12 protein-coding genes are annotated in these 11,832 nt (G+C 70.4%); 9 read left to right on the forward strand and 3 right to left on the reverse strand.

Features of this window, described 5'->3' with window-relative positions:
* Positions 1 to 1,121 (forward strand): peptidoglycan recognition family protein (locus P1P70_RS30835; RefSeq protein ID WP_319243597.1); only part of this gene is annotated, 1,121 nt, incomplete at its 5' end.
* Positions 1,122 to 1,248: 127 nt separating this feature from the next.
* Entirely contained in the window at positions 1,249 to 2,247 is a 999-nt protein-coding gene (locus tag P1P70_RS30840) for a TAXI family TRAP transporter solute-binding subunit (RefSeq protein WP_319243599.1), read from the forward strand.
* Positions 2,248 to 2,373: 126 nt separating this feature from the next.
* Here P1P70_RS30840 and P1P70_RS30845 read toward each other — a convergent pair whose 3' ends face one another.
* Positions 2,374 to 3,786, reverse strand: a complete 1,413-nt coding sequence (locus P1P70_RS30845) for a HAMP domain-containing sensor histidine kinase (RefSeq protein ID WP_319243601.1) — start codon at positions 3,784 to 3,786, stop codon at positions 2,374 to 2,376.
* Positions 3,787 to 3,795: 9 nt separating this feature from the next.
* Positions 3,796 to 4,482 (reverse strand): response regulator transcription factor, encoded by a 687-nt coding sequence (locus P1P70_RS30850; protein WP_184900077.1) that lies wholly within the window; start codon positions 4,480 to 4,482, stop codon positions 3,796 to 3,798.
* 318 nt (positions 4,483 to 4,800) lie between these two features.
* Between P1P70_RS30850 and P1P70_RS30855 the strand changes: the two genes are divergently transcribed.
* The 7 genes from P1P70_RS30855 (at position 4,801) to P1P70_RS30885 (ending at position 10,978) form a co-directional block, all read left to right on the forward strand.
* Positions 4,801 to 5,577, forward strand: a complete 777-nt coding sequence (locus P1P70_RS30855) for an amino acid ABC transporter ATP-binding protein (RefSeq protein ID WP_230212727.1) — start codon at positions 4,801 to 4,803, stop codon at positions 5,575 to 5,577.
* A gap of 81 nt (positions 5,578 to 5,658) precedes the next feature.
* Positions 5,659 to 6,504, forward strand: a complete 846-nt coding sequence (locus P1P70_RS30860) for a glutamate ABC transporter substrate-binding protein (protein ID WP_319243606.1) — start codon at positions 5,659 to 5,661, stop codon at positions 6,502 to 6,504.
* 121 nt (positions 6,505 to 6,625) lie between these two features.
* Positions 6,626 to 7,303, forward strand: a complete 678-nt coding sequence (locus P1P70_RS30865; protein ID WP_319243608.1) for an amino acid ABC transporter permease — start codon at positions 6,626 to 6,628, stop codon at positions 7,301 to 7,303.
* A complete protein-coding gene (locus P1P70_RS30870) occupies positions 7,300 to 8,244 on the forward strand; it encodes an amino acid ABC transporter permease (RefSeq protein ID WP_319243610.1) in 945 nt (314 codons plus the stop codon). The genes P1P70_RS30865 and P1P70_RS30870 overlap by 4 nt, the downstream gene beginning before the upstream one ends.
* Before the next feature lie 198 nt (positions 8,245 to 8,442).
* A complete protein-coding gene (locus P1P70_RS30875; RefSeq protein WP_319243612.1) occupies positions 8,443 to 10,134 on the forward strand; it encodes an FAD-dependent monooxygenase in 1,692 nt (563 codons plus the stop codon).
* A 139-nt stretch (positions 10,135 to 10,273) separates the two neighbouring features.
* Positions 10,274 to 10,360, forward strand: coding sequence for a putative leader peptide (locus P1P70_RS30880; RefSeq protein ID WP_316731559.1), 87 nt, complete (start codon positions 10,274 to 10,276; stop codon positions 10,358 to 10,360).
* Between the two features lie 78 nt (positions 10,361 to 10,438).
* Positions 10,439 to 10,978, forward strand: a complete 540-nt coding sequence (locus tag P1P70_RS30885) for a cysteine dioxygenase (protein ID WP_319243614.1) — start codon at positions 10,439 to 10,441, stop codon at positions 10,976 to 10,978.
* Between the two features lie 64 nt (positions 10,979 to 11,042).
* Here P1P70_RS30885 and recX read toward each other — a convergent pair.
* Positions 11,043 to 11,832, reverse strand: a 790-nt coding sequence (gene recX / locus P1P70_RS30890) for a recombination regulator RecX (protein WP_319243617.1), incomplete at its 5' end; no start/stop codon positions are given.

An 11,832-nucleotide genomic window follows, 5' to 3' on the forward strand; every position in this document is an offset into this window, starting at 1 on the left:
CCCCCACCCACCGCGCCAAGTCCCGGGTGACCCGCCGTACCGTGATCGGCGCCGCCGGCGCGGTCGCGGCCGGCGCCGTGATCACGCCGACCGTGATGGCCACGACCGGCGACTCCGGCGGCGCTGACACCGGCACCGAGGACACCGAGGCCGGCACGACGACCGAGACCTTCCCGAAGACCCGCAGCGAGGCCGCCACCGGCGAGGCACCCGTCGAGGCGGCCTTCCCCATCGGCTACGTGGGCGTCCGCTGGGGCGGCACCGACGCGACCACCGGAGGCGAGATCCGGATGCGGGACACCGACGGCACCCAGGGCGCATGGCGCTCGCTCGGCGACGGCGGCTGCTCGGTCGCCAACGGCGGCGGTGTGCTGATCGCTGCCGACCAGGCCGCCGGCTACGAGCTGAAGGCGCCCGACGGAGCCACCGGGCTGCGTTCGCTGGCGCTCGACTGCAAGCACGGGCCGGACCGGAGGGTGAAGGTTCCGAGCGACCCCACGCGCGTCAGAGGTGTCCAGTACCTGACCCGGGCCGCCTGGGGCGCCGACGAGTCGCTGCGGTTCAAGGCGGACGGCACGGAGAACTCGCCGACCGCGTTCTACCCCTTCCAGACCATCACCGTGCACCACACGGCCATGACCAACGACGACCCGGACCCCGCCGCCACGGTCCGCGCGATCTACCAGCTGCACGCCGTCACCAACGACTGGGGCGACATCGGCTACCACTTCCTCATCGACGAGGAGGGCCGTATCTACGAGGGCCGCTACTCCGGCGACGACGGCCTGCCCGCGCACGACGCCGACGGCAAGGTGGTGACCGCCTTCCACGTGGGCGGCTTCAACTCCGGCAACCTCGGCATCGCCCTGCTGGGCACCTTCACCGGGCAGGGCCCCAAGGAGGCCGCCCGCGCCTCGCTGACCCGGCTCGTGAAGGTCCTGGTCCGCCAGCACGGCGTCGACCCGCAGGCCCGCGTGACGTACACCAACCCGGTCAACGGCACCCAGAAGGAGGTCGCGGAGATCAGCGGCCACCGGGACTGGATGGCCACGGAGTGCCCGGGCGAGGTCATGTACGGGGAGCTGGAGCGCCTGCGCACGGCGGTCGCCACCGGCCGCTGACCGCGCTCTGCGCCCCCGGCCGCCGGACCCCGCCCCGCAGGGGTCCGGCGGCACCGAGGTCACGAGCTCGCACCGGATGGGTCCGGCCCTGGCCTGCCCGCCCGGTGACCTGGCAGGATCTCGTCGCATGGTCCAGGTACTCCCACGCATCGGCAGGCGGCGCGCGCTGCTGGGCTCGGTGGCTTCGTTGGTGGTCCTCGGGCTGCTCGCGTGGTGGCTGTGGCCGAGCGAGAAGCCCCCGAGCGGGACGATCACGGTGACCACGGGAGCCGAGCGGGGCGTCTACCAGGAGTACGGCAGCCGGCTGCGGAACGCGATCGCCGGGGACATGCCCGGGCTGCGGGTCCAGCTCATGCCGAGCAACGGTTCCCAGACGAACGTCCGCCGGGTCGCCACCGGGCAGGCCGACTTCGCCATCGCCGCGGCCGACGCCGTCCAGACGTACATCGACGAGGACCAGCCCGGCGCCGATCAGCTGCGCGGGGTGGCCCGGCTCTACGACGACTACGTGCAGCTGGTGGTCCCGGCCGACTCGACCATCCAGAACGTCTCGGAGCTCAAGGGCAAACGGGTCGCCGTCGGGCCCGAGGGCTCCGGCGTACGGCTGATCGCCGAACGTCTGCTGGCGGCGGACGGGCTGGACATCGACAAGGACATAGACGCGCGGCGCGACACCATCGGCACGAGCCCCGACGCCCTGCGCACCGGAAGGATCGACGCGTTCTTCTGGTCCGGCGGCCTGCCCACGAAGGGTCTGACGGACCTCGCGGAGAAGGAGAAGTACGCCTTCCGGTTCGTCCCCATCCGCAGCGACCTGGTGGCGGCGCTGCACGACCAGGGCGGGGTCTTCAGCCACTACCGGGCGTCCGTGATGCCCGCCGACGCCTACCCGACCATCCTGACGGCCCCGGTGCCCACCCTGACCGTGGCGAACCTGCTCATCACCCGCGCGGACATGGACCCACGGCTCACCGAGTGGCTGACCCGCGTCGTCCTCAAGAGTCGGGACAACATCGGCCAGCACGTCCACGCGGCCCAGGTGGTGGACCTGCGCACCGCGATCTACACGGACCCACTGCGGCTGCACAGGGGCGCGAGGGCGTACTACCGGTCGGTCAAGCCGTAGCCCGGAGGTGGACCTCCCAGCCGCCTCAGGGGCCCGTCCCAGCGGCCTGAGGGGTCGTCCCAGCCACTCCTCCTCACCCCAGGCGGTAGGACCCCCAGGCCGAAGAACCCCCAAGCCGTAGGACCCCTAGGCCGGCGGACGCGACCGAGGCACCGTCACCGTGACCCGCAGGCCGTGCGGCTCGTGGTGGGCGTAGGCGATGGAGCCGCCGCCCGCCACGATCAGCGCCCGGGAGATGGAGAGCCCGAGGCCCGAGCCCTTGATGTTCTGGTGGGCGGTACTGCGCCAGAAGCGGTCGCCGACGCGCTCCAGCTCCTCGTCACTGAGACCGGGCCCACCGTCGGTGACCACGACCGAGGACGTCTCACCGTTCGAGGCGACCCGGACCTCGACACGTTCCCCGGCCGGCGTGAACTTCAGGGCGTTGTCGATCACCGCGTCCAGGGCGCTGGACAGGGCGATGGGATCGGCCCAGGCGGTGGTGGCCGGGCAGGTGCCGACCAGCGACACTCCCTTGTCGTCGGCCAGCGGCGACCAGGACGCCACACGCTCGGCGGTGAGTTCACCCACGTCGATGAGTCGCAGATCGGACTCCGCGTGCTCGGCGAGCGCCAGGTCGAGCAGATCGTCCAGGACCGAGGCGAGCCGTTTGCCCTCAGTGCGGACGGAGGCGATCTCCTCGTTGCCCTCGGGCAGTTCGAGCGCGAGCAGGTCGATGCGGAGCAGCAACGCGGCCAGCGGGTTGCGGAGTTGGTGCGAGGCGTCCGCGACGAAGGCGCGCTGCTGCTCCAACACGTCCTCGACGTTGTCGGCCATCTCGTTGAACGACCGTGCCAGCCGCCGGAGTTCGGGCGGTCCGCTGGCCACCGCGACCCGCGACTTGAGGCGCCCGGAGGCGATGGCGTGGGTGGTGACGTCGAGCACCCGTACGGGCTTGAGGACCCAGCCCGTCAGCCGCAGCGCCGCACCCACGGCGAGGAGCATCGCGGCGATCTCGCCCGCGCCGATGATCAGCCAGCCGCGCAGGATCTTCGAGCGCATCTGGTCGGTGGGCGAGTCGGTGACGACGGCCGCGACCACGTCCCCGTCGTGGATGACGGGGGACGCGACGACGAGCCGGCCCTCCTGCCAGGGCCACACCTGTTTCGGATCGTGCGGGCGGCGCCCCAGCAGCGCCTCCTCGAAGGCGGCGAGCCCCTCCCCCTCGGTGGGCCGGCCCCATTCCACGGGGGCGTTGGCCATGGAGGGCTGGCTCTTCTCACGATAGAAGACGCCGGCCTTGATGCCGTACACCCGGTAGTACTGCTCCAGCTCCCGCTGGAGGGTCTCGCCGCGGCCGTCCGTGGTGTCCACCCGGGATCCGCTCGGGCGCTCGGTGACGAACTGGGCGAGGGCCGCGAAACGTGCCGTGTCGTCGATGCGGTCGACGACCACCTCCTGCTGCCGCGCCGCCGCGAGGCTCACCGCCAGCGGAATGCCGAGGGCCAGCAGCACGGCGGCCATCAGGACGATGAGCAGCGGAAGAAGACGAGTGCGCACGCGGGCACGCTACGGCGTCGGGGCGACCAGCCGGTAGCCGACCCCGCGCACCGTCTCGATGAGGGCAGGCATCCGCAGCTTGGACCGCAGGGAGGCGACATGCACTTCCAGGGTGCGTCCGGTCCCTTCCCAACTGGTCCGCCACACCTCGCTGATGATCTGTTCCCGGCGGAAGACGACCCCGGGCCGCTGGGCCAGCAGCGCGAGCAGATCGAACTCCTTGCGGGTCAGCTGGACGACCGAGCCGTCCACACTGACCTGCCGGGTGGGCAGCTCGATGAGCACGGACCCGAGCCGCAGCCCGCTGTCACCGGAGGACGCGGCCTCGTCGGGGGCCCGGCGGCGGGCGACGGCGTGGATGCGGGCGAGCAGCTCGCCGGTGTCGTAGGGCTTGACCACGTAGTCGTCGGCGCCGAGGTTGAGGCCGTGGATCCGGGACCGTACGTCGGAGCGGGCCGTCACCATGATCACCGGGGTGCTGGTGCGCTTGCGGATCTTGCCGCAGACCTCGTAGCCGTCCTGGTCGGGCAGGCCGAGGTCGAGCAGGACGACCCCGAAGCCGTTGCCCTCGGGGACGAGCGCCTGGAGCGCCTCCTCGCCGCTGCGGGCGTGGGTGACGTCGAAGCCGTGCCGGGCCAGGACCGCGGACAGGGCGGCGGCGACGTGGTTGTCGTCCTCGACGAGGAGCAGCCTCATTCCGGCCCCTTCCTGCTCGATGGGTCATGCGTTTCGGTCATCTGTGCGTCTCGGCTGGCACACATTACGCGGATTCGCATCCCGGGCACGCGCGTATCGGCCCCTTCGCAGTCACACTGATGAGTGAGGACGCCGTCAAGGCCGGACGGGTTCCGAACGAGTTCCGTTATCCAGCCGAAACACCCCGCCCGGGCCCGTCACGTGCAGTGTCCGTCCGGCTACCAGATCGTTATGCTCAATTCTCGCTCAGATGTAATGACGCTGGTCGTCGCCGGTCACTACTGTCCTCCGAAACCGAGGAAGACGGAGCCCAAAGCGATGACCGAAGTTTCGGTGGTCAAGGACGCGGTGCCCGCGGCCGACGACCTGGTCGTCCTGAAGAGCGTCAACAAGCACTTCGGCGCGTTGCACGTACTCCAGGACATCGATCTGACGATCACCAGGGGCGAGGTCGTCGTGGTGATCGGACCCTCCGGGTCCGGTAAGTCCACCCTGTGCCGCACCATCAACCGGCTGGAGTCGATCGACTCCGGCGACATCACGATCGACGGCAAGCCGCTGCCCGCGGAGGGCAAGGCGCTCGCACGACTGCGGGCGGACGTCGGCATGGTGTTCCAGTCGTTCAATCTCTTCGCGCACAAGACCGTGCTCGAGAACGTGATGCTGGGACAGCTCAAGGTCCGCAAGACCGACAGGAAGCAGGCCGAGGAGAAGGCCCGGAACCTGCTCGACCGGGTCGGCGTGGGAACCCAGGCGGACAAGTACCCCGCACAGCTCTCCGGCGGTCAGCAGCAGCGTGTCGCGATCGCGCGGGCGCTGGCCATGGACCCCAAGGTCATGCTCTTCGACGAGCCGACCTCGGCGCTGGACCCCGAGATGATCAACGAGGTCCTGGAAGTCATGCAGCAGCTCGCCCGGGACGGCATGACCATGGTCGTGGTCACCCACGAGATGGGCTTCGCCCGTTCGGCCGCCAACCGGGTGGTGTTCATGGCGGACGGCCGCATCGTCGAAGAGGCTGTGCCGGACCAGTTCTTCAGCAACCCCCGCAGCGACCGGGCCAAGGACTTCCTGTCGAAGATCCTGCACCACTGACGGCCCTGCCGGGGCCCCATCCGGCCCCGGCACCCGCACCATGACGGTCCGCATCTCTTCACCACGCAAAGGATGTTCACCATGAAGCTCCGCAAGGCCTCCGCCGCAGCAGCAGCCGCCCTCGTCCTCGCCCTGACCGCCACCGCGTGTGGCAGCGACGACGGCAACGACAACGGCTCCGACTCCGGTTCCAGCGGCGGCGACAAGATCAAGATCGGTATCAAGTACGACCAGCCCGGTCTCGGCCTGAAGGAGCCCGACGGTTCCTTCTCCGGCTTCGACGTCGACGTGGCCACATACGTGGCCAAGGAGCTCGGCTACGACGCCAAGCAGATCGAGTTCGTCGAGACCAAGAGCGCCGACCGCGAGAACGCGCTGGCCCGCGGCGACGTCAAGTTCATCGCGGCGACGTACTCGATCAACGACGAGCGCAAGAAGAAGGTCGACTTCGCCGGCCCGTACCTGCTGGCCCACCAGGACCTGCTGATCAAGTCGGATTCCGACATCAGCAAGGGCACGGACCTCAACGGCAAGAAGCTCTGCTCGGTGACCGGTTCCACCTCGGCGCAGAACGTCAAGGACACCATCGCCCCGGATGCCCAGCTGCGTGAGAACAGCGGTTACTCCGAGTGCCTCGCGGGTCTGCAGAGCGGTGCCGTGGACGCCCTGACCACCGACGACTCGATCCTCGCCGGCTACGCCGCGCAGGAGCAGTACAAGGGCAAGTTCAAGCTCGCGGGCCTGAAGCTCAGCAACGAGAACTACGGCATCGGCGTCAAGAAGGGCGACACCGCGACCGTGGACAAGATCAACGCCGCCCTCGAGAAGATGGTCAGCGACGGCGCCTGGGAGACCGCGGTCAAGGAGAACTTCGGCCCGGCCGACTACAAGAACGAGCCCGCCCCGAAGATCGGCGACATCAAGTAAGTCGGGTATCCGCGCCCAGCGCGGTTCTCGCAGGCGCGCCGCCGCCCGCCGCAAGGCGCGGTAAGGGCGGCGGCGCTCTGCGCCTGCCACGTATGCCACACACCCGGAAGCGCGGGAGACAGTGTTCGACTTCCTTTCAAACTATGACGACCCGAGCCTGTTGGGCGCCTTCTGGATGACGGTCAAACTCACCGTCGCCTCGGCCATCGGCTCCTTGGTCTGGGGGACCCTGCTGGCCGCCATGCGGGTCAGCCCCGTCCCCCTGATGCGGGGCTTCGGCACCGCTTACGTGAACCTTGTGCGGAACATCCCGCTCACCGTCATCATCGTCTTCACCTCGCTCGGCCTCGCCGACATCTTCGGTATGACGATGGGTGCCCCCGACGACTTCAAGGTCCAGGGCTTCCGGCTCGCGGTCCTCGGTTTCGTCGCTTACACCGCGGCGTTCGTCTGCGAGGCACTGCGCTCCGGCATCAACACGGTGCCCGTGGGCCAGGCCGAGGCGGCTCGCGCCATCGGCCTGAGCTTCGGCCAGGTCCTCGGACTCATCGTGCTGCCGCAGGCCTTCCGCGCGGTCATCGGCCCGTTGGCCAACGTACTGATCGCGCTGACCAAGAACACGACCGTGGCGGCCGCGATCAGTGTGGCGGAGGCCGCCTACCTCATGAAGGGCATGATCGAGAAGGAGGCACAGACGCTGCTCATCGGCGCGGTCTTCGCCTTCGGGTTCGTGGTACTGACCCTGCCCACCGGCCTGATCCTCGGCTGGCTGAGCAAGCGACTGGCGGTGAAGCGATGAGTTCCGTCCTCTACGACGCCCCCGGCCCCCGGGCCAAACGGCGCAACGTGATCCTCACGGTGGTCTTCGTGGTCCTGCTGGCCCTCCTCGTATGGTGGGTGTGGCAGAAGATGGACGAGAAGGACCAGCTGGAGTGGAGTCTCTGGAAGCCCTTCACCACGTCCCAGGCATGGACCACCTATCTGCTGCCCGGCCTCGCCAACACGCTCAAGGCCGCGGGGCTCGCCATGGTGATCGCCCTCCCGCTGGGCGCGCTCCTGGGCATTGCGCGTCTTTCCGACCATCGATGGGTCCGCGTTCCGGCTGGCACCGTGGTGGAGTTCTTCCGGGCGATCCCGGTCCTGCTGCTGATGCTGTTCGCCAACGAGGTCTATGCCCGCTCGACAGGCGTCAGCACCGAGGACCGGCCGATGTACGCGGTCGTCACCGGCCTGGTGCTCTACAACGCCTCGGTCCTCGCCGAGGTCGTACGCGCCGGCATCCTCGCCCTCCCCAAGGGCCAGACGGAGGCCGCCCAGGCGATCGGTCTGCGCAAGGGCCAGACGATGGGCAGCATCCTGCTGCCGCAGGCGGTCACCGTGATGCTCCCGGCCATCGTCAGCCAGCTCGTCGTCATCGTGAAGGACACGGCGCTCGGTGGTGTGCTGCTGCAGTTCACCGACCTCCTCAACGCGCGCAGTACGGTGGCTGCCAACTACGGCAATGTCATCCAGAGCTTCGTTGTCGTGGCGATCATCTACATCATCCTGAACTTCATCATCACCACCTTCGCGAGCTGGCTTGAGCAGCGGCTGCGGCGCGGCAAGAAGTCGACCGGAGCGGTTCTGGGCCCGGCGGCGATCGAGGGCACCGCGGCGACCGGCGCGGGAGGCGCCTTCGGCGGCATCGGCATCGGTGACGCCGGCCGCGAAGGCGGCCAAGGCGGAGGCTCAGGCACCTGACAGGTGATCAGGTGACATCCGCCCAGGATGTCCCCCGTTTCGCTCCCCGGAGGGCAGTGGCATGATCGCCACTGCCCTCCGTCACTTGACGCAAGCACCGGCAATGGGTTGCATACGTTCTGTGATCGTGCACCCTGCTCCAACTTCCTGTTCACCCACGTCCGCCGGGACGTCACGTCGGGCAGGGGGCGCCGCGCCGTGGATCCGGTGATCGTCGTCGGCGCGGGGCCCGTGGGGCTCACGCTCGCCCTCGCGCTGGCGCGCCAGGACGTGCCGTCCGTGGTCCTCGACGAGGGACCGGGGAAGGACGAGCAGCGGCCGGCACGGACGGTGGTCCTGAACGAGGACACGGCCGCACTGCTGGAACGGTTGTCCGGCGCCCCCCTCTCCCGGCTCGGCTTCCGCTGGGCCGGATGGCGGTCGATGCGGCGCAAGCAGGTGATGCGTCAGGTCAGGTTCGGACAGACCGGCTTCGACGAAACGCAGGCCTCGGCGCGGGAGGGCGCGAACGGCCGACGGGGCGTTGCCGAGGACATCGTCGAGGCCTCTGCGGACCTCCCCCCGCTCCACATCGCCCAGCACGTCCTGACCGCCGCCCTGCGCGAGGCCATCGCCGGTGAGCGGCTCGTCAAGGTCGCCGTGGAGAGCCGGCTCGACGCGCTCGAACAGGAGAAGTCCGGCGTCACGGCCCACACCCGCGGGCCCAAGAGCACCTGGTGGCGCGGCAGTTACCTGGTCGGGTGCGACGGCCCCCGCTCCACGGTCCGCAAGCTCCAGGACATCCGTTTCCCCGGCCGTACGGCGGTGGAACGGCACGCGGTGGCGGCGCTGCGCGCGGAACTCCCCTGGCCCGGCGAAGCGTTGCTGCACCGTATGCCGCCCTGGCGCACGGCGGGCCCGTCCGGCGGGGAGATCACCGCGCGGCCTCTCGACGACGGTCTCTGGCGTCTCGACTGGCTCCTGCCACCGGGCAAGGACCTCGTGACGCCGGACCTCCTCGTGGCCCGCGTCCGCGAGACCCTCGCCGGCTGGACGGGCGGGTCGACACCGCCGTACGACCTGCTGGACACCGGTGTCCACACCGTGCACCACCGGCTCGCCCGGCGTTGGCGGGTGGGCCGGGTCTTCCTCGCGGGCGACGCAGCGCACCTGCTCGGGGCCCTCGGCACCCAGGGACTCGACGAGGGGCTGCGGGACGCCGACAACCTCGCCTGGAAACTGGCCCTGGCCTGGCACCACGGCCCGCACGAGACCCTGCTCGACAGCTACCAGACGGAACGGCGCGCAGCCGTCGCCGCCCGACTGCGCGCCGCCGACCAGGTGCTGCCCCTGCTGCGCGGCGGCAAGGGGCTGCGGTCGTACGTCCCCGGCTCGGCCCGGGGCCACGACGCGCTGCTGGCCGACGGCCACCTGGGGCGCGGGGCGCTGGGTGCGCCGGGGGCGTACTCCGACTCGCCGCTGATGCCTCTACCCGCCGCCGGGGAAACTCCGGTCGACACGCTGCCGGGCACCCAGGTCGTGGATGTGGAGGTGACGGCGGAGGACGGCTCCTTCGTACCGCTGCGGGACCGCCTAGGACGCGGGGCACTGCTGGTCGTGCTGATCGCGCCAGGGACCGGGGTGTGGGAGCGCAAGCACTGGATGAGCGCCGGGATCATGCCCCGTCTCGCCGCCGCCGTCTCCGCCCTGCCGCGGCCGGCCGAGCTGCTGGTCGCCGAGGCCTACCCGGGCGCGGCCGCCCACACCGTCCTCCTCGTCCGCCCCGACGGGTACCTCGTCACCGCTCTGAGCGGCGTGCGCCCGGCCGACCTGTACGCGGCCGCGGAGGCGACGCTGGGCGGGGCGAAGCAACAGCCCGACACCAGCGACGCGGCCACGAGCGCACGTTGAGACCACGAGCGTCGTCGAGACCACGAGCGCACGTCGAGATTGCCCTGCGCAACCCGCGTCCCTCGTCGACGCCGTCACTGCGTGTCCACATAGTGACAGTGAGTTGACCCTCCGGGCCGGTCATGGTGTACTCCGGTCCGTGACCGACACCTCTACGCGCCTGTGGCGGAGGGTCCATATGGACCTCGTCCGCTATGCGGGCTGCGTGTGTCGTCCGTCCTGCTGACTTCGCATCCCTCTTCTTTCGCGCGCCACCCGTGTGCAGCCGCGCGCTCCCCAGCGAACGCACTTCAGGACGGTACCCGTGTCTGTGTCCCCCGTTGTTCCCCCCACTTCCGCTCCGACCGTCTCCGCCCCCACGCAGGCGGAGCTGCTCGACTTCGCGCGCCGGACCGCCGCCGACGCCGAGCTGATCGCGTCCCTCCCACTCGATCCCGAGGGCCGTACCTGGGTGCGGCTCGAAGGCCCCGGCGGCAGCGAGGCCTGGCTCATCGGCTGGCCGCCCGGCACGGGGACCGGCTGGCACGACCACGCCGACTCGGTGGGTGCCTTCGTCACCGCGGCGGGCGAACTCAAGGAGTACTCGCTCGCCGCCCGGCTGCCCACGGACGGCTGGAAGACCCTCGAACTCACCGAAGGCGTCGACCGCGAGCGGCAGTTGTCCGCCGGCAAGGGGCGCTCCTTCGGACGCCACCATGTCCACGAGGTGCTCAACGAGTCCCCCGAGGAGCACGCGATCTCCGTCCACGCCTACTACCCGCCCCTCCCCCGTATCCGCCGCTTCAGCCGCACGGGCCAGGTGCTGCGCCTGGAACACGTCGAGCGCCCGTCCGACTGGCAATGAGCCCGGCCCGAGCGGCCCCGGCTCGCTCCCCCGCCCCTTGCCCACCGAGGCGGCGTCCCTCGCCTCAGTACCCCTCGTCCTCCAGCCCCTCCGTCTCCTCCCCCTCTTCCTCCAACGCCTGCCGGACCACGCGCAGGGCCATGCCCTCGGGGTAGCCCTTGCGGGCGAGCATGCCGGCGAGACGGCGGAGGCGTTTGTCACGATCGAGGCCGCGGGTGGAGCGCAGCTTGCGGGCGACGAGTTCGCGCGCGGTCGTCTCCTCCTGCTCCGAGTCGAGCTGGGAGACGGCCTCGTCGATCAGGGCCGAGTCGACACCCTTGGTGCGCAGTTCCCTGGCAAGGGCCCGTCGTGCCAGGCCCCGACCGTGATGCCGGGACTCCACCCAGGCGTCGGCGAACGCGCTGTCGTTGATCAGTCCGACCTCTTCGAACCTCGACAGCACCTCCTCCGCGACGTCCTCGGGGATCTCGCGTTTGTGCAGGGCGTCCGCGAGTTGCTTACGGGTGCGCGGGGTCCCGGTGAGCAGGCGCAGACAGATCCCGCGCGCCCGCTCAGCCGGGTCCCCGGAGGATTCGCCTTTCTCGGCCCTCGACGAGAAAGACGAACCCCCGTCCTGTGGTCCCCCGTCGTCCGGGCCGTCGCCCGATTCCCCGAGGCCACGCCTCCGGCCACCCCGCCCGCCGCGCTTGCCACGCGCGCCGCCACCCGTACTGTGCGAGGGGCCGCCACCACGGCGACGGCTGCCGACGGCCGAGCCCTCGCCGGAGCGCGAGCCGTCCTCCCGCCGTACGGCGTCGCCGTCACCGCCGTCGTCGTACGGTCGGAACCCCTCGTCCCCGTCCCCGTGCCCGTCC

It is taken from the genome of Streptomyces sp. MB09-02B (genome assembly GCF_033794485.1).
In the GTDB taxonomy this organism is placed as follows: Bacteria; Actinomycetota; Actinomycetes; order Streptomycetales; family Streptomycetaceae; genus Streptomyces.